We start from the raw sequence: 22,070 nt of genomic DNA, 5'->3' as shown, positions 1-22,070 counted from the left end.
AGCCAAAAAGAAATGTCTGCCATGGCTAAGCTGGTGTCATCCCAGTGCTCCCCTCATGTCATCCCAGTGCGTGACACTGGGATCCAGTTTATTTCATCATGGACATTATTTTATGCTTCTAGAATCCGTTGTCCATTGAATAATTTGCAAATACTTTTATATCTGGATTCCAGTGTCACGCACTGGGATGAGACCATTATTGGAATAAATCAAAAATGATTCCCCGCTATAGCCGAAAAGAAATGTCTGCCATTTGGGAGGAAAATAATAAATTTAATATATGGCTTAAAATAGAAAAATTAGCGTGTGAAGCTCAAGCAAAGTTAGGAGTGATTCCGAATAATGTTGCTGAGAACCTCTCTGGTGCTATTGAATTTGATGTTGAATGTATCAACGAAATTGAATCCATTGTAAAACATGATGTTATAGCTTTTCTGACATATGTTGCTGAAAAAGCGGGAGTTGATGTTCGGTATCTACACTATGGAATGACAAGTTCTGATGTTTTGGATACATGCCTTGCGGTGCAGTTGAAAGAGTCATGTGATATTTTACTCGAGAATCTAAAAAATTTACTTGCAGCATTGAAAAAAAAAGCTGAGGATTATAAAGATATTGTTTGTGTTGGGCGCAGTCATGGAATGCATGCAGAACCAACAACTCTTGGATTAAAATTTGCTAGATTTTATGCTGAATTTAAACGCAATTATCAGAGATTAATTAGCGCGCAAAAAGAGATCTCAATTTGTAAAATATCAGGTGCAGTAGGTAATTTTGCAAATGTTGATCCGTTTGTTGAAGAGTATGTAGCGAAAGAAATGGGACTCATACCTGAAACCATATCGTCTCAAGTCATTCCTCGTGATAGACATGCCATGTTCTTTTCGGTTTTGGGAGTGATTGCAAGCTCAATAGAAAATATTGCAATTGAAATTCGTCATTTGCAAAGAACTGAAATCGGCGAAATTTCTGAGCATTTTTCTATTGGGCAGAAGGGAAGCTCTGCTATGCCACACAAATGTAATCCTATTTTAAGTGAAAATCTGACTGGACTCTCACGTTTAATACGCAGTTATGTTTTTCCTGCATTAGAAAATGTTGCATTGTGGCACGAACGTGATATATCACACTCGTCTGTGGAAAGATGCATTGCTCCTGATGCTTGTATAACAATGGATTTTGCTTTAGTGCGATTAACAGATTTGATAGATAAATTGGTGATCAATAAGGAAAACATTGAAAAGAACTTAAATTCTTCAAAAGGTTTAGTTTTCTCACAGCGTGTATTGCTTGAGTTAGTAAGTAGTGGTTTGGCGAGGGAAGAGGCGTATAAAATTGTTCAGAGCAATGCAATGAAAGTGAAACAAAACAACAGTGATTTTCTGGCCGAATTGAAACAAGATAAACCCTTACTTAAGGTTATTAACTCGGAAAAACTTGAATCTTTGTTTGATTTGAAATATTATACAAAACATGTAGGTCACATGTATAGCAAGGTTTTCAATTAGGCTGAGTAGCTCAGTTGGTAGAGCAGGAGGATCATAATCTCTTGGTCGGGGGTTCAAGTCCCTCCTCAGCCACTCGAACTAAACTATGTTTAGCAAAGCAGTGCTATTGGTGAAACCCAGTGTCAGTTACTTGGAATGAGTTGTATATCCACTCAGGTGAGGAGACAATGGATAAGAGATTGTGAAAAGGGTTTAGCTTTTGGCCTATGATCTCTTTAAATGACAGAATTTCACTACAAAACTTAACTTTCTTCTATGCAGTTAGCTAAGTCAAGAAAGGTGAATCTATCTCTTGTTGTAAACGCAAGATCGACCACTTTACAATATTGTTCTTTATTCCAACTGAGGTGCTCTGGTAAGTGTGGAATTGATAGATCTTCAAATATTTTTTGCAGGTGTTTTGCAGGTAGTAAATTTTGCTTAATTAAACTGGAAATATTATGCCATTCTTTACAAATAATCTCTTGGATTTTTTGCTGCATAATTTGCTTCTGTTCAAAAGTTCTTACAAATTCGATATTATCAAAGCACTGAGTTATATGTTTTACATCTAAAGTGGTCGGTTTGATAATCGGGTTTTGTATTGATAATATCTTTTCCTGCAAATTAGCCATAGTAATCGTTGTGACAGCAATTTTTTCGCCATGTAGTGAGGAATGGTCTCTTGTTACCATCTCCATTGCGTGAGCTATCATATGCTCTCCTTGGCTTGCAGAATAGCTGCCTTTTGATATTACCATTCCAAGTCCTGAAATTAGTAGAACTTCCATAAGTAATAGGACCACTTTTCTACTTCTTTTAGTAAGCGCCGTATACTCTCTTAGCAAAATTTGCTCCAAATCGCGAACAAGTGTAAAAGGTAATTCATTGTATTCTGTGCCAAGCAACAAATGAGATAGTAGCCAGTCAGCCTGAACTGTTGAACGACAAATGAAATCTGCAAATCCGCTTAATGTGAGACGCAGTGGTGCATTGGCAAGTATGTCTATATCTATATATACTGCTCTTGGAAGATGTGCTTTGAACGATTTTTTATATCCATTTACTAATATTGAAGCATTTGCAGAGGTATATCCATTCATAGAAGCGGCTGTTGGGAACGATATATAATCTTTTTTCTCGAGGTAGCTTGCATATTTGCAGATATCGTTAACAGTGCCGCTACCAAATGCAACTATTAAGTCACTGTCTTTTGCTTTGTTTCTAACTAGATTTACGGTTTCAAGAGAGGCAGCTCTGCTTGGTGTCATGCAAGTAGCTGACACTGGGATCCAGGAAAACAACTTATGGATTCCAGTGTCACGCGCTGGAATGACAGGTGGAGCTGGAATAATTAAGTTAGGAATTTTATTAAGTACGTTTTTGTTTAAAAGTTTTGCTGTATTTTTATCTGCAACTAGAAAGACGTCATTTCCGTGTCGTGTGCATATTTCATAGATATCATCAGCAAGGTAGTAATCTGTTATTACTTCCCTTAGAAAAGTTTGTTCGGTTTGATGTAATATTTGTTTTAAATAGTGCATAGAGTGTTTACAATATAGCAGTATAAGTATTTTAAGATTGACATGAAAATTGACCCTGTAGAGCTAACTAGGAAATTGATCTCTTTTGAGAGTATAACACCAAGGGACGGCGGGGCAATAGAGTATATAGCAACAATCTTTAAGAAGAGTGGCTTTGATTGTGAGATTTTAGAATTTGGTGATAAAGTTAAAAATCTTTATGCGAAATATATAAATGGAGTACCAAATTTGTGCTTTGCTGGGCATGTTGATGTTGTACCACCGGGTCAGTTAAAAGATTGGGCATTTGGTCCATTTAATCCAGAAGTGAGGGATGGCATATTATATGGAAGAGGGGCCGCTGATATGAAAAGCGGAGTAGCTGCGTTTATTGCTGCTATGGTAAATTTGATTGCAGAGAAGTTTCAATTCAATGGTTCAATAAGTGCATTGATTACCAGTGCTGAAGAAAGCATGGAAGAATATGGAACAAAGGCAGTTTTGGAATGGATGAAAAATAAGCAGAAAAAGATAGATTTTTGTGTGGTTGGCGAACCAACCAGTAGTGAGAAATTAGGTGATACCATAAAAATAGGCAGAAGAGGTTCTGTAACATTTGAATTAATTTGCCATGGAAAACAAGGGCACGTTGCCTATCCAGACCTAGCAGATAATCCAATATATAAGGTAATATCGATATTGAGTAAGGTAAAAAATACTACTTTTGATCATGGTAATAAATATTTTCAGCCTTCACATTGCGAAGTTACTACTATCGATGTTGGAAATAATACTAGCAATCTAATACCTGGTTCAGCAACTACACGTTTTAACATTCGATATAACAATGAACAAACACCGGGTGGCTTATATAAGCTGATTGATGAAATATGCTCCAGTGTAACTAACGATTATAAACTTTCTGTGCATAGCAGCAGGGACGTTTTCCTCTCTACTCCCGATAGAAATACTGATATTATGCTTGATGCGATAAATAAAGTTACCAGTATTGATGCTGTGCTGAGCACAAGTGGTGGCACATCTGACGCTGCGTTTATCAAAGATGTTTGTCCAGTGATTGAATTTGGTATAATCAACAAAACCGCACATCAGACAAATGAATGCGTATTAGTAGACGATATACACAAGTTAACAGCTATATATAAGGAATTTATAGAAAATTATTTCAATCCCACTAATAAAATATTAAATCAGGTCAACGTAGTTAGTAATATATCTAGTGGTCCATTGTTAGCTTAGATGTAATCAGATCTCTTGCATAACTGTTGTTTGAATAACAACTGGTGTCATTCCAGCAAAATGTGTCAAGTAAGTTTTTTCGTTTCTATAGCTACTTGGATGACAAAAAAAGAAATACTAGACTTTATACCTTTTGCACTCAAATTCACATAAATCATGAATTATGCACGTTTCACACGAAGGTTTCTGTGCTTTGCAAACATATCTACCATGCAAAACTAGCCAATGATGAGCATAAAGCAGGTATTTTTTGGGAACCACATTTAAAAGAGATTGTTCTGTTTTAAACACATCTTTTTCTTTCACAAGCCCGATTCTATTGCTCACTCTAAAAACGTGAGTATCAACTGCCAATGTTGGAATGCCAAGCCCCGAATTTAAGAACACATTAGCGCTCTTTCTCCCCACTCCCGGCAAAGACACCAAATCATCGAAATCAGTAGGCACTTTGCTGTCGTATCGTTCTACCAATATTTTACTAAGCCCGATTATGTTTTTTGCTTTGGAATTATATAAACCAATACTGCTTATGCATTTTCTCAGCTCATTTTGCCCAAAGCCCAGCATCTTTTCTGGCGTATCAGCAATGTCAAATAGTTCTCTTGTAATTTTGTTAACGCTTACATCAGTTGTCCGCGCTGATAAAACTATCGCAATCAGTAACGTAAAATGATTGGTATAATTTAGCTCTATTTTTGGCGCAGGATTTGATTGTTGAAACTTTTCAAATATTAGTTCTACTTTTTTTGAGTCCATGCATAGAGCTAAAAGCTTATACTATACTGCCAACCTCTTATTGTGCAAGAATTTGCTTTTGAGGTCCAGACGGCTGTTTAGCGTTAACATCAGACATATTAGTGTTCACTTCATCGAAATTCCTCTCAGCAAATTCGTTAGCCACCTCTGCAAAACACTTTCTAACAAGAGGCATAATTATCGGCATTAATAGTTTTCGCGGGTCATACCGTCCTAACAGATCAGTTTCCTTTTGCACTCTATCTCTTGGATCTTCCTCAAGTAAATCTTTCATGTGTTTTTCAGTGTATATTTCACAAGCCTTTGAAAATGTAGGACTAAATATCTCAGTAGCTAGCAGTGCTAACAATGACAAAGTACCAAATATTGTCACATCAACATAAAAACTGCCAGAGATAAAACCCTCTATCATTAAAGAAGTAAAAAAGACAGGCAAAGGGTAAAAAACAAAAAGCTTATAACGCGAATTCTGGATTAAGGAAGGAAGAAAGAATAGGAAATAGAAGGCTTTTTGGATTTGATGGAATAGGAAATGAGAGTAGAAAAGATATGAACCAAAAAATTAACAGGGGATCTATGGCGAGTGTGTTCAATTTCTAGTCTATTTTTTAGGTAACCAAAAACAGTCTCAATGATAGACCTTTTTCTCAGTAAAATCTTCTCATTTAGCGAAATCAATGTATTTTTCATACCTTTTTTCACGTTGGTAACAAGTTTCAAACCTCGGTCAAACAGCTTCTGAAAAAGCTCTTTTGCAATATAACCTTTGTCACCAAACAAAAGGCCGATTAATTTTTCCGTCAGATTTGGCACAGGTATCCTATCATCAACATTGCCTTTTGTGAGCGTAAGTGCATAAATTTCACCATTTTCATTGATTACCATATGTAATTTGAAACCAAAAAACCAGCCGTAAGTGCTCTTGCTTAATTTTGCAATTCCAGCAAAAACTTTGTTTTTGGATATTCTTTTTGCATGACAAACTGCAATGGGAGTTGTGTCTATATATGAAATTCCAGTGTTTTCTGACTGTCCACAAAGCCAATGCAACAACATTGCTAAATGCCACAAAACCCTAGGCTTTAGAGCAACAAACCTGGTATATGAAGGTAACTTTGGAAACTCTGATTTGTAGAGCAACGTTAGGTAATGTAGATAGAAAGTTTTGAAATTTTTACACGGAGATTGTTGATATAGCAGGATTATTGTCATGATTTCGGAGTGCTCAATTTCCGTTGTTCTTGTGGGTTTTTTACCATTTGGCAGTAGTTTATCTGCAAAATTTTTCTCTATATCTCTGCAAAAATCATCGACCAAACAAAACAGTTTTGTTATATCTTCCATGGGTAACCTCATCTATTTTTTTATAACTGCTGAGTTTACCCTGTTTTCTTGCCTTTTCTATTCTCCTTTAATCCAGAATTCACGTTTATAGCATAAGTAAATACAATTTATTCTATTTACATATTGATCAGTAGAAATTTCAGAGTTTTTGTATTTTTTTTCGTAATGTTGTGTTAAAGCAGATAAAATCTCTGTCATAATAAGATTTAATGCTACTAGTGGCAAGCATAAACACATCAAGGTATTACTGGCAATTAACCAAGTAGGTAAGAAAATATAGCAATAAGTTGCTTCAGCAAAGGCCAAAAAAAGTAAAGTATATGCCTTGGTCTTAAAAAGACTAGATAGCAAATCGTCTCTACGCTTTATAAACTTTTGCATTAGCGCTTGTTTGTCTTCCCTTATTAAACTTCCATTCTTTGTTAAAGGGGCGATATAACTAAATAATTGTATGTTAGGTTTAAGCAAGTGTTCGTCAAGCTCATTTCTCAGCTCTTTGACTTTATCATCGAAAAGTGAGCCATATCTTGTCCAATAATTTATATCATGGATTAATTTATTTTGGTGTTGCAGATCCTGTATTAGCGAGCTGCTTTTTTTTCAAGTATAGAAGCAAGCTCAGCAAAATTCCTTCCTCTAACTTCCTCTTCAGTGATATTCAATTTTTCAAATAATTTCTTCCTATAATGGAATTCACGCGCTGTTAAATGCCCATCACTTTCAGCATCAACGCTAATTTTAACACAAGGGTCCCCTGACTTTAAAGGTTCAATATATGCATTTAATTCTTTATAAGCTTTGTCAAGATTTTTAAATCTTTCTTCATTTCCACCTTTATCAGGGTGGTGTACAAGAATCAATTTTCTATATTGTTTTTTTAAAACGCTACTAAGCTCTTGATGATCCTTACCTATAACTTGCTTAGCTTCTATTTCCAATACGTTGAACAGATCAGCATTATCACAAAACTCCTGACCAGTTAACTTGAAATGTTGACCCATTACTACATCTCACATAAATAAATTATATCTCTAGTATAATCTATTTAAATGTTTTATACAATCATAAGAATGTCAAACGATCATTAAGAGAAAAACCCCTCTTTCCCATCATATAAATACAATTTATCCATCCTTACAACATCAAAATTGTGTTCTTCAAGTTTGATTAGCAAGTTATTCACATCACTATTTGTAATAGCTTGCTTTTCATTATTTGCGATAAACCTACAGGTTATTTGATCACTTGAAGGTTTTGAGTTTCCTGGCCAAATCGCAAGTCCTTTTGAGTATATTGCTATCATTTGCAGATTACTTGATTCAAATAATCCTACTATTTCATCAACATTACTGGATTTGTCCCAAGCGAGAGTTATATCACTACCCACTAGCTTTTTAACTTTGTAATCTTGTTCGTAATTATCTTGTACTTTATTTATTTTACTATCCAAATTTATTTTACTATCCAAACCACTGCCAATTATAAGCTCAGCAGGTTTCTTTCCTAAATTATCTATAACAGCTTCTGCAAATTCTTTGGTACCAACTTTCTGTTTACTTCTTTTCTCCTTATATAAATCGGCAGTGTGTATTCCATCCTCCAAAGTCTTGAGCCATGCATCGTAGATTAGTTTTGCAGTACCCACTTGACCTATGTAAATTAGCATATGCACTGCAGCATTTAAAAGACCAGAAGGATTGGCTATGTTTTTTCCTGCAATATCAGGGGCAGAACCGTGCACTGCTTCAAACATTGCGTATTCATTCCCGATGTTGCTACTTCCGGCAAGCCCCACAGATCCAGAGGTTTGTGCGACTATATCTGATAATATGTCGCCATATAAGTTCTCGGTTACTATAACATCAAAATTCTCCGGTTCTGTTGCAACACGCGCCATTCCAATATCAACTATATAATGTTCTGCCTTTATATCTGGGTATTCTTTTGCAATACGATCAAACGCTGCATGGAAAGTTCCGTCAGTCATTTTCATGATGTTATCTTTAGTCAGGCAAGTTACTTTTTTTCTGTTGTGTTTTTTCGCGTATTCAAAAGCGTACCTGCATATTTTCTCTGAGCCAGATCTAGTAATAATTTTAGTGCATTGGTAAGAGTCACCGGTGAGCCTATGCTCTATTCCGGTGTAAACGTCCTCTTCATTTTCACGTATCACTACGATATCAAACTTATCGAATTTATTTTCTATCACAGGATGATATGAAATGCATGGTCTGATATTTGCATATAACCCTAGGTTCTTTCTGAGCGCTACATTTAAGCTCTTGTGGCCTTTACCTTGAGGAGTTGTTGTCGGAGATTTTAATAATATTTTTGTCCTTTCAATTGATTCCCAACCACTTGGAGAAATTCCGTGAGACCATTCTTTACTATAAACACGCTCACCTATTTCAATAATATCTACTGAGATCTTTGCTTCTGCTTCGCGCAATACCGACAGCACCGCTTCCATAATTTCTGGTCCGATACCGTCGCCATATGCAACTGTGATTAGTGTTGACATAACTTTCCTAGTTATAAATGATTTAATATTAATTTAAATAATAGAGTGGCACAAGTAGCTAATATTACCCAAATTAGTATATTTACGGTTATTTAATAACGTATTTTTATATTATATGATGATATTATGAAACATAAGTGAGGCGTATATGAATACTGAAACGAGTGTTAAAGTAAATTATGCGAAATTTACTAAACGCGTTACAGCGTATGTAGTTGACAAAATAATATTTCTAGCCTTTTATTTATTCATTTTGTTCATGTTATCAGGTAAACCCTATGCTGACTTTTTTAGCGATTTCTTTTCTGATACTGAGACAGCCCCTTCAGTGCAAAATGAAGTACTAGAAGCATTAATATATATAGTATTAGAAGTATTAATGATAATAAAACTTGGCTGGACTCCAGGGAAATTGTTATGTGGTATATATATAAAAGATGCAAATACACCTAAAAATGTTGCTTTAATGCAAGGAGTAATAAGAAGTACTTTTAAAGTGTTTTTATGTGTACCTTGCTATATTTCTGGTTGGTTTTTTATTTTACCAATCTTGGTTTTAATATTTGCAGTATTTGATCGACGCAAACAGACTTTTTACGACAAAATTGCAAAAACAGTAGTATATGATAAAACTGCAAAAAAACCTGAAGAATGCCACTTAAATTTAAACTATGTGGGAATAACTAGGCGTGTAATAGCATATATTATTGACCTTTTTATTATTACAGGAATTTCTTTAGTCTTTTTTTCTCTTGCAAAGATGGTTTTTGATCCTGATGGATCTAAACTGTTGACTATATGCCTGTGCTTTTTGCTATCAATAATATTCGGAGTATTCATGGTAAGGAGGTTCAGTGGTACTCCAGGGCAATTGCTGTGCTGTATTTGTATAAAAGATGCAAATACGCTTGAAAATATTACTCTAGTGCAAGCAACAACTAGGTATGTTTTATCTAAAGTGCCTAGCTTATTTGTATTGAGCTTTATAGTTATTGTGGGCATTATAAACGAATCTCTTGATAACCCTTATGAATGGTGGTTTTTACTTCCAGTAAACTTAGTCTCCATAACTATAATTATAGCTATAATACTAATTTTTATATATGCAGTATTTAACCAACGCAAGCAGTTTTTTTATGATAGAATTACAAAGACAGTGGCAATAGACTATAAACCTAGTTGATATTTTTCTTTATAGGTAGTACATGGATAAAAAAGTAAACTACTCAACGATGACAAGACGTGTTCTAGCATTTATAGTTGATTGTATTTTATTTATCGCAATACCATTTGGTTTAATGGCGGTGGGTTTCTCACTTACACACGCAATACAAGGGATCATGGGTGCAATAATTGTAATCACCACGATTGTATTTTCTTTATTTTTAATGATACCATGTATATTTCATATATTCATGCTAGTAAAATTTGGCGGCACTCCAGGACACTTGTTATTTAGCATGCGTGTAAAAGACAAAGATACATTTGAGTCAATCACTACAATGCAAGCAATGAAAAGGACTATAGCTCTTTTTATAATTTATTGCATATCACTTTGTAATCCCATTTTATTCTTAGCTATACTAATCTTAGTTTTAGTATGTGCAGTAGGTGATGAACATAAACAAGCTTTTCACGACAAAATTGCAAACACGGTAGTGATAGATTATAAACCTAGTTGATATTTTCCTTTAGCTATCTGCCACCAAGGGTGTCATTCCAGTGTCACGCGCTAACTTGAGGTAGATTGCCAACTTAACTATAAATATATTTTGGTAAATCCGAATTATTTTAGCTATAAGAGCGTTTTACTTTTTGCTCAGCATATCCATCATAACTGGCTTACTTTTAGTGATTCATGGAGTTAAAAAAGTCAGCATTGCTCTTTGTTAAAAGTAGTTTGTCACGTAAAAATTCCATTGCTTCAACGGGTCCCATAGGATTGAGTATCCTACGCACCACCCATATTTTATTTAGTATAGCCTTATCAACTAATAGCTCTTCCTTCCTTGTTCCGGATTTTGTAATATCAATAGCTGGAAATATACGTTTATCAGAAAGTTTTCTATCAAGTATGATCTCAGCATTTCCTGTACCTTTAAACTCTTCAAAAATAACTTCATCCATTTTTGAACCAGTCTCTATAAGAGCTGTGGCGATTATAGTTAAAGAACCCCCATTCTCAATATTACGAGCTGCTCCAAAAAAGCGTTTTGGTCTCTGCAGTGCGTTTGAATCTACACCACCAGTTAGAACTTTCCCAGACGAAGGAATAACCGCATTATAAGCACGTGCAAGTCTAGTAATATTGTCAAGTAGAATTACCACATCTTTTTTATGCTCAACCATTCTTTTAGCTTTTTCTATTACTATTTCAGCAAGCTGTACGTGACGGTAAGCAGGCTCATCGAACGTAGAACTTACTACCTCACCTTTTACAGAACGTATCATATCTGTTACTTCTTCAGGTCTTTCATCTATAAGTAACACTATTAATTCTACTTCAGGGTGATTTATAGCTATAGAGTTAGCCATTTGCTGAAGCAATACAGTTTTTCCTGTGCGAGGTGGAGCAACTACCAACGCTCTTTGCCCTTTTCCAAGAGGAGCTACTATATCTATAGCACGCATGCTTAAGCCTTTTTTATCATCACCATTATTACACTCAAGTACTATGCTTTCCTCAGGATAAAGAGGAAGCAAATTATCAAAATGGACGTACTTTCTTAATTCACTTACTTCAGTAGAGTTTATACTTTGAACCTTAGTTAAAGTAAAATATCTCTCTTTATCACCAGGTGGCCTTATTTCTCCATATGCCATATCTCCTGTACGTAAATTAAACTTCTTTATTTGCCCGTTAGAAATATAAACATCATCGGTACTTGGGGCATAATTTGCACTTGCTGAACGTAAGAAACCAAAACCATCAGGCAATATTTCCACTATTCCACTCCCTGTGGTTATGCCTCCTTCTTCACTCATTTTTTTCATTAAGCTGAATATTATTTCCTGCTTTAGCATTCTACCATTGCTTTTACCGTTAGTTGAAATTTTTCTTTCTTCAGCTAACTCTAACAATTCTTCTGCTGTTTTCTCTTTTAATTCGCTCAGATCTAATGTTTTTCTGTTTTTCTCAGTACCTTCGTTGACCATCTGTTTTACTGTATCGTTATTGTAAATTTGCTCACTTTTTTCAGGTTGAGCTGTAACCTTTCCTTTTGCCAAAACATCTTCATTGATTGTTGTCATAATCCTCCAAAAATTTTAATTGATGCTTACTAACCTAAAATGTGACTATAAGATAATAAATTAGGCTGAGTTAGTTTCAGTGCGTATTAAGCTTAATTACCATTAAACCCCATACTTTACTTACATTATACTAATAAACACTAGCAAGTCAAGTTAATTTAATGTTAACAAAGCACAAAAATTTGAGGATTTTCAATAGCTATTCTTTATATTTTTTTAACCTTTCTTGCTTCTCCTCTTCTACTTTTGCTTTTTCCACTTCTGCTTCTAAATTTTCTTGACTACATAAGCCGAGTAGTACAGGATCTTGGGGTTTTATATTTTGCATGTTATGATGAGATCCATCTCTTACCTGCTCAACTGTGTAATTTGTTGTACTAATTAATTTAGCTATAACGTTATTGTCCAAGATAGGAAATTTTTTTACTAAATAATAAATCGCATCAGGTTTATCTCTACGTCTTGCCGTAGAGGCAAAGCCAAGAATGCTACCAATCGCTTTACTCCTTTTTTTTATATTTTTTATAATCAAATTTGGTACACGATTTGGATTTTTTTTGCAATCATCGATTTCTTTTTCAGTAATTATTCCAGAAATAATAGGGTTATATTTTTCTACTTCTATTTCCTCATCAGCTATGTCTTGTACTTCTTCAAGGGCCAATCTGCAACATTGTGCTATTTGATTAAAAGTTAAACCAGTGTTGTCTACTAACCAAGCAGCTATTTGCACTAGAAACTGTTTATTTCTATCGTTATTGCCCTTAGAAGATTCCATTGACATCAAAAAAGCATCTCCCATTTAAAGTATCCCTTACTGTTATACAGAGCTAAAATATAAACTATTAAAACTAAAAAAGCATTAATTTTGTCATTCAATAACTTTTTGTTTGTCACTTCCCACCTCTTAAGTTAATTAAATGCGCTTACCTTTAAGCATATTTCAAACAAAATATTTCCCCTTCCTAAGGTATAGTATAACTCAGTTAAACATATGTTCCTATTTAAGATTAGAGAGTTAAATTTTAAATTAATATATTGTAATATTATATATATTAGCTAATAAAGCAACAGGTTTACAAGCATTAAATTATCACTATTCTATAATTAATCATTAATTAACTGGGTTTAAAATGAATGTTAAAAATTTTTTCACTAAAGTAACCGTTGTCCTTTTAGCTTGCCTGTTAATCTTCATGGGAATTGGCAACCTTTTATCAGGTGATGATGAAAAAGAAGAGGTAGCTAGGGTTGGAAAAGAAGTTATAACGTCAGATGAGTATAAATCACTATATCAAAATTATGAAAAGCAAATTTCTGGATCTGATGCGAGTAGAGAACAAGTAAAAAAGCTGAAATATGATTTGCTTAACGCACTTATAGAGCAAAAACTATTGTTTAACCTAACTAGTGAGCTGGGGTTGACAGCTGGAGAAGAATCTATAAAAAACCATATTAAAAACACCAAATACTTTCAAAATGATAAAGGTGAATTTGACAAAAATAAATTCTATGAAACGCTAAATGACCTGCATATGACAGAGAAAGAGTATATAGCAAAGCTAGAGAAAGTCCTGCCTGCAATGATGTTCATGACTTCATTATTTAAAGATAATTATCCAGTAACTTTTGGCGAGAAAATTGATGAGCAGATATACAAAAGTCGCTACCAAACTAGAGTAGTTGATATTGTTAAAATAACTGAAGATGCAGTTACAAACATTCCTGAACCAGATGATCAAGCCTTACTTGATTTGTACGAAAGAAATAAATCCCATTTTTATTATCCTGAGTATCGAACTGCGCAATATATTTCCCTAGGCCAAAAGTATTTTGAAGATCAAATCAAGATCTCAGATGAAGAAGTTGATGGTATAATAGAACAACAAGAACTTAAAGATCAAAGAGATATATTCAATGCAATATTTTCTACCAAAGAAGAAGCTGAGACAGCAAGAAGAGCATTTGAGGAGGGTAAAACAAGCTTTGAACAGATAGTAGAAGAGTTTGGCAAAGCAAAACTTGAGGAAACTAGAGTAAATAATATAACTAAGGATTTTTTACCAGAAGACGTGAGAGAGAAGGTATTTGCTCTCAAAGTAGGTGAAGTAAGTGAAGTTTTAGCAAGCAGTTTTGGTTGGCACATAGTAAAAGTGGAAAGTGCGCATCAAATCTCTGATGAAGACTTAGTTGATTTAAAAAAAGACATAAAGTCAGTTCTAACTAACCAAAAGTCTTTTGAAAGAGTCAATGATTTCATAAACCAAGTGAACTATAAAATATACAATGGTTCAGAAATTGAAGAAATATTGAGTGAATATAATTTACCTATACAAACTATTGGTCCAGTAGATGCGAGTGGAAAAGATCAAAGCGGTAATAACGTAGGAGATTCTGGTGATTTGATTTCTTTCATTTTTTCGCGAGAAAAGGATCAGAAAGGTTATTTTAAGGGCGTTGGGGACGCTGTTGTTAGTGTAAAAATCGTCGATATCGTTCCACCCAAATTGCAAAGTTTTGAAGAAGGCAAGGCATTAGCGGTAGAGCTTTGGCGTAGTGAGTTTATAAAAGAAAGAATGTTTAAATTCGGGCAAGAGGTTGCAGTTCAACTAAGAGAAAAAACAGATTTGGAAGAAATTCAAGGTGTGGAATTAGTTAAAGGTCAGCAGATGCACCGCAATAAAGTGGATCAACAAAACTACCCCTTTTCTTTTGTAGAAGAGATTTTCAATATGAAAACAACTGGTTCAGTGACAGATCCTATTCAATACAATAATGAAATTATAATAGGTGTTCTAAAAGAAATGCATTCATCAAATGGCAAATTAAACACGCTTGACACCGGAAAACGTGTGATGATATCGCTAAAAGAGCAATTAATTAGCTATCTGGAATCAAAGTATAAAGTCGAAGTTAATCACGCTATACTTGATGATATATAATCAAAAATCTTATAAGTTGCTTCAAACGCATCCAGTGCCCAGACACACAACTGTACGAACATTGCGATTTGAGAGCAATCTTCACTAGAAAGGATGTCATCCCAGTGCCCAGACACTGGGATCCAGGAATTTTATTAAGTTGGTAAGCATAAAAGTAGCCGTTTTATGTTAAAATACAACGTTTTAATGATTAAAAAAAGGCTGGATTCCAGTGTCAAGCACTGGAATGACACCATTTGCTGTGCAATTTACCTTCAAAAATGAATGTTCGTATAGCTGTGCGCCCGGCACTGCCCTACATTATTGGTAATTATATTATAAGGTGCAAAAGTTGTATAATTCATTTGACTTAAAACGGCTCATTGTATAAAATTATAACTAACATATGAATAAAGGTTAACATGGCAATTAAAATAAGGTTGGCAAGGTTTGGCGCAAAGAAACGCCCTTTTTATAGAATAGTTGTAGCTGATTCACGAGCACCAAGAGATGGGCGTTTTATTGAGAAAATAGGACAATATGATCCAATGTTACCAAAAGACAATAAAAATCGTGTTGTGGTGAAGGCTGATAGATTAAAACATTGGCTAAGCGTAGGCGCGCAAGCAACTGAAAGAGTACTGTGGTTTATCAAAAAAGGCATAGTAACTTTAGAAACAAAACCAAAGAAAACAGAAAAGAAGAAAGTAGAGAACAAGAAAGCACAAGGGCAAGAGGCATAAGTCTCTTAAAATGCTAATAACAAACAGCGATAGATTAGACGATGTTGTATCTTCTGATTTATCAGATATGAAGGACTTTATCTTCAAAAATGTCAATGATGAAGATGCTAAGCTTGCTACTGATATTATATCTCATCTTGTTAGTTCAGGTGGAAAAAAAATAAGGCCTAAACTAGTTTTTATTATATGTAAAGTGCTAAACTATTCTGGGGAGAATAGGATCAATGTTGCTGCATCGGTAGAGTTTATACACAATGCTACTTTACTTCATGATGATGTGCTCGATGAAAGTGAGGCACGTCATGGAGTTAAAACAGCGAATAAGATTTGGGGAAATAAATCAAGCATTTTAGTTGGTGATCTATTGTTGACTCTAGCATTTAGATGGCTTATAGAGTGTGGAAATTTAAATATTCTCTCTATTTTATCTAAAGCATCGCATTTACTTGTGAAGGGTGAAATAAAGCAGATGACAGCACGCTTTGACCCCCACACAGTCAGGGAAAATTATTTTGATATCATTGGAGAAAAGACAGCATCTTTATTTTCTGCATGCTGTGAAGCTGCATCAACAGTATCTGGTGCAACAAATGACGAAACAGAGAGGCTAAAGAATTTTGGTTTTAATTTTGGTATGGCATTTCAAATAGTTGATGATATGCTCGATTATACTGCTAATCAAGGCACTTCTGGAAAGCAAGTCGGAAAAGACTTTTTCGAAGGTAAAGTCACCTTACCTGCTATTATAGCATACGAAAAGGGCAGTCCAGCAGAGCAAAAATTCTGGGAGAAATGCTTTTCTTCAGCTAGACACAATTTTGACCAAGCATTACACTATATTAATCACCATAATGCCATTCAGCTTTCTATGGAAAAAGCTAGACACTACATTAATATGGCGCAAAATGATATTAGTACTTTTTCTGATTCTTTTTATAAAACTACTTTAATTGACTTTTTAAATGCGAGCATAGAAAGACGAATGTAGCTGGTGCTTGATATTTTCAGATTAATTGCTATATATTTATTAGATTCTTAAGGGTAATAATATGTCAGATAGTAGTAAAGAGAAAAAGAAGAAGTTTACCGATATGGTAAGTAAGCAGAAAGGTAACGATCAACAAGGTGATGATCATAAACAAAATGATGATTTAAATGAAGGCCTTAATGCATTAAGAGAACGTGCAGCTCAGCTTGAAGATCATTTACGCCGTGTTGCTGCAGATAATGAAAACGTCAAACGTATAATGCAAAAGCAAATTAGCGATGCAAGTGACTATGCAGTCACAAAATTTGCACGTGATATGATTGACTCGTGTGACAATTTAAAAAAAGTAATGGAAATTTTGAAAGACGGTGATCCTGTTCATGAGGGGATTAAAGTAGCTTATCAAAAAATTATAAATGATCTGAAAAAACATGGAATAGAGGAAGTAGATCCACTTGGTGAGCTTTTTGATAGTAATTTACACCAAGCTGTTGTGGAAAGAGAAGACAATGAAAAAGAGCCTGGCACCATTGTAGAGGTACTACAAACTGGTTATACTATCAAAAATAGGTTGCTCCGCCCTGCAATGGTTATTATTTCTAAGAAATCTGCTGATTGTGGAAGCGATTAGCATGAGGTAAATGTATAATGACAAGTATTGTCTTTTCAGGTATCCAGCCAAGTGGCGTACTACATTTAGGTAATTATCTTGGTGCAATCAAACAGTGGATAGACTTACAGGATAAATACAAATCTCTTTTTTGTATTGTCGACCTACATGCAATCACAGCAAATAAGCTTCCCGCAAGTGAATTAAAAAGTAATATTTTCAAAACAGCAGCAGCTTATATTGCATGTGGAATAGATCCAGAAAAGTCCATTATTTTTAATCAGTCCACAGTTAGTGGTCATGCAGAACTGGGCTGGCTGCTTGGGTGCTATACACCAATTGGTTGGCTTAATCGTATGACTCAGTTTAAAGATAAAGCTGGTAGCGATAAACAAAAAGCCTCTCTTGGATTATATAGTTATCCAGTACTTATGGCTGCAGATATATTGTTGTATCAAACTAAATACGTTCCTGTTGGTGATGATCAAAAACAGCATTTGGAGCTTGCACGTGATATTGCGTCAGCTTTTAACAATCATTATAAACTGGATCATTTCATCGTACCTGAAATCTTAACTTTGGATTGCACATCAAGGATAATGAGCTTAAGAGATGGTACAAGCAAGATGAGTAAATCTGATCCTTCAGAACATTCATGCATTAACCTTGATGATACGGATGACTTAATTGTCAAAAAAATAGAAAAAGCAAAAACAGATTCAATTCTAGGCTTTGCTACTTTAGAGTGCCGACCAGAAATAAGCAATTTGATAAACATTTATTCAGTGCTTAGTAATGTAAATGTGGAAAAAGTATGTGAAGAAGTGAACAAACATGACATGAAGCACTTCAAAAAAGAGTTAGCTGATTTAATTATCAGTGTTATATCACCCATACGTGAGAAAATGAATGATCTTTTAAAAGACCAATTCCATTTACATGAAATATTAAAAAAAGGTACAAAGAAAGCAACAGAAATTGCAACCCATAATATAAAAGAAATCAAGGAGATTATTGGATTTGCTCAATATCTGTAAGGTTCCAAAGTGTGATGGTGCGAACCGTCATACCGCCGCGGTATCTCAGCCGCTAACACGTAGCGGGATGACGGTTTTTCAAATTGTCGGTAAATCTAAGTCAGTTTAGCTATAGGCAGCAATTTTCTGTATTTATTTTAAGTTGAAGAAAGCTCAAATGAAAAATCGTGTTTTGCTAAAAATCACAGAATGCAGTCTGGTTACAAAATTCTCTAATGGTCTTAAATAAAACTTCCAGTGAATGATTGTCAGACATATTGTGCTCTGCTGATTTTATTAAGTGTACTTCAACATCGGTTGACTTAATTTTTTCAGCTAAATTCAATGAAGTTTGATAAGGAACATCTTTATCATTAATGCTATGCAGCAAGCGCACAGGACAGTTTATATCTATTGTCTTTTTGTTTAAAAGAAGGTTCTTTCTGCCATCTTCGATCAAATTTTTAGTTATTTTGTATGTACAATGCTCTGAAGTAAAATCTATTACACCTTTAGAATCTAGTTCTTCTTTTTGCTTGCCTGACAATTGCTTGAATATCAAATCTTCAGTAAAATCGGGAGCAGACGATATACCAATTAGTGCTGCAATTTTTTCTGGAAATTGAAGGGCAGTGAGCAACATCAGCCATCCTCCCATACTTGAACCTATAATTATTTGTTTATCGCTAGTTAATTCACTCATTACTTTAGCACAATTTTTTTGCCAATCACTTATCGTGTAATCAATAAAATTACCACTTGAATGACCGTGACCAAAATAATCAAATAGCACAAGTGCTACGTCATTTTCTTGGCAAAATTTGTAAATAGCAGTTGCTTTAGTTCCATCCATATTGGATGCAAATCCACCGAAAAAAACTACAGAAGCTTTCTTTCCTTGTAGCTTTCGATATGCTATGTGACCATTATTTCCATCAAACAATTTACAATAATCCATACTACTTTGGCAAAGCAACCGGACTATCACTCAATTGATGCAAATAACTAACTAGATCTGCAATTTCTTGTGGATTGGAAATACCTGCAAATGCCATACGTGTACCTTTTATATAGGCTTTTGGGTTCTTTAAAAAGGCAAATAGCTCCTCATACCCCCATTTTCCACCTCTTTCAAGCACTGCTTTTGAGTAATTGAATGAGTTACCAAGATGGGCCTTTTTATTTCCAACTATGTTCCATAAGTTTGGTCCTACTTTATTCATTCCACCTTTCTCAAAACTATGGCAGGCTATACATTTTTTTGCTGCTGATTTACCTTTCTCAAAGCTAGCATTCTGCATGAGCGCTCCAATATCAAGCGCCACTTGCTCGATTTTTTGCTGGAACTCATTGCTGCCAGCAGCTACTATCGTTTGGTGTTCAATCTTATATTCTTCTGGACTGTAAAGCATATCAACTACATTACTAACTATCATAATGATTAGCCCAGAAAGTAAAATCGATGCTGCAATCTTATTAAGCTCCATAGTTAATTTTTATTAAGTAATGTTACTTAAATTATGCGAATATTTTCGCAAATAGCAACCAATTACCTTGAAGCTCGCTAAAGATGAGAGTCTCTATAGCTGACCCAAGAAAGGTTTTCCTACGTCCATACCGCCGCGAACCGTCATACCGCGATTCATTCGCGGTATCTCAGCCGCTAACAAGAGATCCCGCTAACAAGTAGCGGGATGACGAGGTACACTGCCATTAAGTTAAGGAAAGAATGGTTAAAAACTGAACTAAAAAGTCAGAAATAATTAAGGATTTATGACAAATGCTGAAACAGAATAGAGTAAACTTTAAAGCAGATAAACTCTGAAGTGTAAATTACTTAAGAAATAGTTTGTTTAGAAGTCATTTTACAGGAGCTATGGCAATAAGCTACCCAGTTATTATCAGAAGATATGAATACTACCTCTAGTCAAAATATGTGTTTTCTAACCCTTTTTTGGTAATTGAACGAACGAAGATAAGGTACCTTATGATGATCAACTTTCCTTCCCTTTCTTACCGCCAAAGTGTTCATCAAAAATAGCTTTGATAATTGATCCATAATGCAGTCAGTATCTGATTCCGTAGCAAAAATGTCGAAAGCCAAGTTTTTGATCGCGTTAAATGAGACAGATTTGTTAATGCTCCTCTTAAGCTTATCATCGGTTAAGTCCATATTCAACGCTTCTTCTACATCTTCTGTCATAACACTTTCTAGGTTGCCAATAAAGATAGCTGAAAAAATCCTGTTTAACAGACTCAACACTTTTTCCTGTAAAATTTTCTAGACTTAGTCTTCCTTTGAGTTTTGCAAAAAATGTCTCAACTCCCCAGCGTAAAAAATATAACTCCTTAAATCCTCCAGTTTGAAACTTTTGTTCATCCATTAATGATGTAGCTAACACTTCAATTTCACCAGATGGTAGTACCACTTTGAAGCGTTATTCCACTATTTTCTTGTTTTATCTTACGCTGAGCACATATGGTAACCTCAACACTAGATGGGCTTTTTTCTTCAAACATAGCATTCACTTCATTAAAAGATGATCTGGGACATCGAATGACATAAGCAATTTTTCTTTTTGTAAGGCTAGAAAGAAATTTATAAGATAAATATACAAATCAGTAAGTCATTAGTATTTACAACTTTAAGCATTTCATCTGCTGAGTTAATTTCATGAGTGTTACCTCTATCTAACACTGACCTTATGGCAACATTATTTAGCACATCATAACAAACCGCAAAGGTTGCACTTGCATAATCACCTAAATCTTTTGGTTTTTGGTTACGTATTTTTCTTGAGCCAAATTCATTTTTTATTTCAACGCTTGTTGGTAAAATGATTTTGGAGGCATCAAGAGCTAACACTCTAAAGCCAAAACAAGTTTTAAATTTTTGGTCTTGGTAGTACAAGGAAACCACACCTTCGTTAATTTCTGAAAATGCACTGTGTTTCATTTTTTTTCTTGCTTGACTAAAAGCACTAGCAGTAACGGTATAGTCTTTTTTCCTATATAAAATAAATTCGTTTAGTATTACTTGCAGCGACTTTACACTTTTTCTTAAAATTAAGATAAATATGTCAATAAAAGATAACTTCCTCTTTCTCATAAAATCTTTTGAAGATGATTTATGGGATTCTATAAATTCTAGACTTGCCAATTCATTTTGAATAAATTTTATTACTGCCTTTTTTACTCATACTACCTTTAAACTTATTGGTATACATCATTATCCCATAAAATCTATCTTTTTTCCTTAACTTAATGGCAGTGTGACGAGGTTATCGTCATGCCGCCACGAACCGTCATACCGCGATTCATTCGCGGTATCTCTTAGCCGCTAACAAGTAGCTGGATGACGATTGTCAGGGTGTAATCCCAGTGTCCCTATGATGTCATCCCAGTGCCCAGACACTGGGATCCAGGAAAGTTTGCTTGTAAGCAAGCAAACTAGCACAGAAAGTGGTTACAACATTTTCGATGAGATTATATGGAAAACTGGATCCCAGTGTCAAGCACTGGAATGACAAAGGAGAGCAGTGTCAGCTACTTGGATGACACCTTTTTTCTACTTAGTGTGGGTTATATAAGAAGTCTATTGTATGGCTATTGCTGGTCGTATATTACTTATAGCTTATCTATTCGAATT

The 22,070-nt window shown here is 34.7% G+C and carries 21 protein-coding genes, 1 tRNA gene and 1 pseudogene; 11 read left to right on the top strand and 12 right to left on the bottom strand.

Annotated elements, in window-relative coordinates; translation table 11 throughout:
* Nucleotides 1-215 precede the first annotated feature (215 nt).
* Together purB and OPR49_RS00700 are read left to right on the top strand one after the other, a co-directional pair.
* Entirely contained in the window at nucleotides 216-1,508 is a 1,293-nt protein-coding gene (gene purB, locus OPR49_RS00705; RefSeq protein ID WP_265027154.1) for an adenylosuccinate lyase, read from the top strand.
* Nucleotides 1,508-1,580: transfer RNA gene (locus OPR49_RS00700), tRNA-Met, on the top strand. Before purB ends, OPR49_RS00700 begins: the two co-directional genes overlap by 1 nt.
* Nucleotides 1,581-1,750: 170 nt before the next feature.
* Here the strand turns inward: OPR49_RS00700 and OPR49_RS00695 are convergent.
* A complete protein-coding gene (locus tag OPR49_RS00695) occupies nucleotides 1,751-3,031 on the bottom strand; it encodes an iron-containing alcohol dehydrogenase (protein WP_265027153.1) in 1,281 nt (426 codons plus the stop codon).
* Between the two features lie 42 nt (nucleotides 3,032-3,073).
* On the opposite strand from OPR49_RS00695, the gene dapE reads away from it, so the two are divergent.
* Nucleotides 3,074-4,270, top strand: a complete 1,197-nt coding sequence (dapE, locus tag OPR49_RS00690; RefSeq protein WP_265027152.1) for a succinyl-diaminopimelate desuccinylase — start codon at nucleotides 3,074-3,076, stop codon at nucleotides 4,268-4,270.
* Between the two features lie 117 nt (nucleotides 4,271-4,387).
* Here dapE and nth read toward each other — a convergent pair whose 3' ends face one another.
* The 6 genes from nth to icd all read right to left on the bottom strand — a co-directional run bounded on the left by nth (nucleotide 4,388) and on the right by icd (nucleotide 8,891).
* Nucleotides 4,388-5,026: an endonuclease III gene (gene nth / locus OPR49_RS00685; protein WP_265027151.1), complete on the bottom strand. Its 639-nt coding sequence runs from the start codon at nucleotides 5,024-5,026 to the stop codon at nucleotides 4,388-4,390.
* A 37-nt stretch (nucleotides 5,027-5,063) separates the two neighbouring features.
* Nucleotides 5,064-5,438: a hypothetical protein gene (locus OPR49_RS00680; RefSeq protein ID WP_265027150.1), complete on the bottom strand. Its 375-nt coding sequence runs from the start codon at nucleotides 5,436-5,438 to the stop codon at nucleotides 5,064-5,066.
* Nucleotides 5,439-5,500: 62 nt separating this feature from the next.
* Nucleotides 5,501-6,370 (bottom strand): IS982 family transposase, encoded by an 870-nt coding sequence (locus OPR49_RS00675; protein ID WP_458694421.1) that lies wholly within the window; start codon nucleotides 6,368-6,370, stop codon nucleotides 5,501-5,503.
* A 57-nt stretch (nucleotides 6,371-6,427) separates the two neighbouring features.
* Complete coding sequence (locus tag OPR49_RS00670) at nucleotides 6,428-6,838, bottom strand: hypothetical protein (RefSeq protein ID WP_265027149.1); 411 nt, start codon at nucleotides 6,836-6,838, stop codon at nucleotides 6,428-6,430.
* A gap of 113 nt (nucleotides 6,839-6,951) precedes the next feature.
* On the bottom strand, nucleotides 6,952-7,371 hold the full coding sequence (locus tag OPR49_RS00665; protein ID WP_245611009.1) for a DnaJ domain-containing protein: 420 nt from the start codon (nucleotides 7,369-7,371) through the stop codon (nucleotides 6,952-6,954).
* An 83-nt stretch (nucleotides 7,372-7,454) separates the two neighbouring features.
* Nucleotides 7,455-8,891, bottom strand: a complete 1,437-nt coding sequence (gene icd / locus OPR49_RS00660) for an isocitrate dehydrogenase (RefSeq protein WP_265027148.1) — start codon at nucleotides 8,889-8,891, stop codon at nucleotides 7,455-7,457.
* 148 nt (nucleotides 8,892-9,039) lie between these two features.
* On the opposite strand from icd, the gene OPR49_RS00655 reads away from it, so the two are divergent.
* Complete coding sequence (locus OPR49_RS00655; protein ID WP_265027147.1) at nucleotides 9,040-10,074, top strand: RDD family protein; 1,035 nt, start codon at nucleotides 9,040-9,042, stop codon at nucleotides 10,072-10,074.
* 22 nt (nucleotides 10,075-10,096) lie between these two features.
* On the top strand, nucleotides 10,097-10,573 hold the full coding sequence (locus OPR49_RS00650) for an RDD family protein (protein ID WP_265027146.1): 477 nt from the start codon (nucleotides 10,097-10,099) through the stop codon (nucleotides 10,571-10,573).
* Between the two features lie 166 nt (nucleotides 10,574-10,739).
* On the opposite strand, the gene rho is transcribed toward OPR49_RS00650, so the two are convergent.
* Both rho and OPR49_RS00640 read right to left on the bottom strand, forming a co-directional pair.
* Entirely contained in the window at nucleotides 10,740-12,143 is a 1,404-nt protein-coding gene (rho, locus tag OPR49_RS00645) for a transcription termination factor Rho (protein ID WP_007549497.1), read from the bottom strand.
* A 199-nt stretch (nucleotides 12,144-12,342) separates the two neighbouring features.
* Nucleotides 12,343-12,945, bottom strand: coding sequence for a cell cycle transcriptional regulator TrcR (locus tag OPR49_RS00640; protein WP_010082495.1), 603 nt, complete (start codon nucleotides 12,943-12,945; stop codon nucleotides 12,343-12,345).
* Nucleotides 12,946-13,276: 331 nt separating this feature from the next.
* On the opposite strand from OPR49_RS00640, the gene OPR49_RS00635 reads away from it, so the two are divergent.
* From OPR49_RS00635 to trpS, 5 genes are all read left to right on the top strand, one after another.
* Complete coding sequence (locus tag OPR49_RS00635) at nucleotides 13,277-15,085, top strand: peptidylprolyl isomerase (RefSeq protein WP_265027145.1); 1,809 nt, start codon at nucleotides 13,277-13,279, stop codon at nucleotides 15,083-15,085.
* 401 nt (nucleotides 15,086-15,486) lie between these two features.
* Complete coding sequence (rpsP, locus tag OPR49_RS00630) at nucleotides 15,487-15,807, top strand: 30S ribosomal protein S16 (RefSeq protein ID WP_265027144.1); 321 nt, start codon at nucleotides 15,487-15,489, stop codon at nucleotides 15,805-15,807.
* Between the two features lie 10 nt (nucleotides 15,808-15,817).
* Nucleotides 15,818-16,795 (top strand): polyprenyl synthetase family protein, encoded by a 978-nt coding sequence (locus tag OPR49_RS00625; RefSeq protein ID WP_265027143.1) that lies wholly within the window; start codon nucleotides 15,818-15,820, stop codon nucleotides 16,793-16,795.
* A gap of 61 nt (nucleotides 16,796-16,856) precedes the next feature.
* The gene (locus OPR49_RS00620) at nucleotides 16,857-17,426 is read left to right on the top strand and encodes a nucleotide exchange factor GrpE (protein ID WP_265027142.1); all 570 of its coding nucleotides are present in this window, start codon (nucleotides 16,857-16,859) and stop codon (nucleotides 17,424-17,426) included.
* A gap of 17 nt (nucleotides 17,427-17,443) precedes the next feature.
* Nucleotides 17,444-18,442, top strand: coding sequence for a tryptophan--tRNA ligase (gene trpS, locus OPR49_RS00615; protein WP_265027141.1), 999 nt, complete (start codon nucleotides 17,444-17,446; stop codon nucleotides 18,440-18,442).
* A gap of 175 nt (nucleotides 18,443-18,617) precedes the next feature.
* Here the strand turns inward: trpS and OPR49_RS00610 are convergent, their stop codons facing one another.
* From OPR49_RS00610 to OPR49_RS00600, 3 genes and pseudogenes are all read right to left on the bottom strand, one after another.
* Nucleotides 18,618-19,379, bottom strand: a complete 762-nt coding sequence (locus tag OPR49_RS00610; protein WP_012673268.1) for an alpha/beta hydrolase — start codon at nucleotides 19,377-19,379, stop codon at nucleotides 18,618-18,620.
* A 1-nt stretch (nucleotide 19,380) separates the two neighbouring features.
* Complete coding sequence (locus OPR49_RS00605) at nucleotides 19,381-19,908, bottom strand: c-type cytochrome (RefSeq protein WP_010082469.1); 528 nt, start codon at nucleotides 19,906-19,908, stop codon at nucleotides 19,381-19,383.
* A gap of 440 nt (nucleotides 19,909-20,348) precedes the next feature.
* A pseudogene (locus tag OPR49_RS00600) lies at nucleotides 20,349-21,602 on the bottom strand (IS4 family transposase).
* 181 nt (nucleotides 21,603-21,783) lie between these two features.
* Between OPR49_RS00600 and OPR49_RS00595 the strand changes: the two are divergent.
* Nucleotides 21,784-21,948: a hypothetical protein gene (locus OPR49_RS00595; RefSeq protein ID WP_265027140.1), complete on the top strand. Its 165-nt coding sequence runs from the start codon at nucleotides 21,784-21,786 to the stop codon at nucleotides 21,946-21,948.
* Nucleotides 21,949-22,070: the final 122 nt, after the last annotated feature.

It is taken from the genome of Wolbachia endosymbiont (group A) of Bombylius major (assembly GCF_947251895.1).
Taxonomy (GTDB): Bacteria; Pseudomonadota; Alphaproteobacteria; order Rickettsiales; family Anaplasmataceae; genus Wolbachia; species Wolbachia pipientis.
Note: the sequence above shows the minus strand (reverse complement) of the source record. Positions and strands in the feature narration are given on the sequence as shown.

What these genes read in the sequence shown, in the direction of transcription:
- purB (WP_265027154.1), top strand. Translation starts at nt 216, where the DNA reads ATGATTCCCCGCTATAGCCGAAAAGAAATGTCTGCCATTTGGGAGGAA.
- OPR49_RS00695 (WP_265027153.1), bottom strand. Translation starts at nt 3,031, where the DNA reads ATGCACTATTTAAAACAAATATTACATCAAACCGAACAAACTTTTCTA.
- dapE (WP_265027152.1), top strand. Translation starts at nt 3,074, where the DNA reads ATGAAAATTGACCCTGTAGAGCTAACTAGGAAATTGATCTCTTTTGAG.
- nth (WP_265027151.1), bottom strand. Translation starts at nt 5,026, where the DNA reads ATGGACTCAAAAAAAGTAGAACTAATATTTGAAAAGTTTCAACAATCA.
- OPR49_RS00680 (WP_265027150.1), bottom strand. Translation starts at nt 5,438, where the DNA reads ATGATAGAGGGTTTTATCTCTGGCAGTTTTTATGTTGATGTGACAATA.
- OPR49_RS00675 (WP_458694421.1), bottom strand. Translation starts at nt 6,370, where the DNA reads ATGGAAGATATAACAAAACTGTTTTGTTTGGTCGATGATTTTTGCAGA.
- OPR49_RS00665 (WP_245611009.1), bottom strand. Translation starts at nt 7,371, where the DNA reads ATGGGTCAACATTTCAAGTTAACTGGTCAGGAGTTTTGTGATAATGCT.
- icd (WP_265027148.1), bottom strand. Translation starts at nt 8,891, where the DNA reads ATGTCAACACTAATCACAGTTGCATATGGCGACGGTATCGGACCAGAA.
- OPR49_RS00655 (WP_265027147.1), top strand. Translation starts at nt 9,040, where the DNA reads ATGAATACTGAAACGAGTGTTAAAGTAAATTATGCGAAATTTACTAAA.
- OPR49_RS00650 (WP_265027146.1), top strand. Translation starts at nt 10,097, where the DNA reads ATGGATAAAAAAGTAAACTACTCAACGATGACAAGACGTGTTCTAGCA.
- rho (WP_007549497.1), bottom strand. Translation starts at nt 12,143, where the DNA reads ATGACAACAATCAATGAAGATGTTTTGGCAAAAGGAAAGGTTACAGCT.
- OPR49_RS00640 (WP_010082495.1), bottom strand. Translation starts at nt 12,945, where the DNA reads ATGGGAGATGCTTTTTTGATGTCAATGGAATCTTCTAAGGGCAATAAC.
- OPR49_RS00635 (WP_265027145.1), top strand. Translation starts at nt 13,277, where the DNA reads ATGAATGTTAAAAATTTTTTCACTAAAGTAACCGTTGTCCTTTTAGCT.
- rpsP (WP_265027144.1), top strand. Translation starts at nt 15,487, where the DNA reads ATGGCAATTAAAATAAGGTTGGCAAGGTTTGGCGCAAAGAAACGCCCT.
- OPR49_RS00625 (WP_265027143.1), top strand. Translation starts at nt 15,818, where the DNA reads ATGCTAATAACAAACAGCGATAGATTAGACGATGTTGTATCTTCTGAT.
- OPR49_RS00620 (WP_265027142.1), top strand. Translation starts at nt 16,857, where the DNA reads ATGTCAGATAGTAGTAAAGAGAAAAAGAAGAAGTTTACCGATATGGTA.
- trpS (WP_265027141.1), top strand. Translation starts at nt 17,444, where the DNA reads ATGACAAGTATTGTCTTTTCAGGTATCCAGCCAAGTGGCGTACTACAT.
- OPR49_RS00610 (WP_012673268.1), bottom strand. Translation starts at nt 19,379, where the DNA reads ATGGATTATTGTAAATTGTTTGATGGAAATAATGGTCACATAGCATAT.
- OPR49_RS00605 (WP_010082469.1), bottom strand. Translation starts at nt 19,908, where the DNA reads ATGGAGCTTAATAAGATTGCAGCATCGATTTTACTTTCTGGGCTAATC.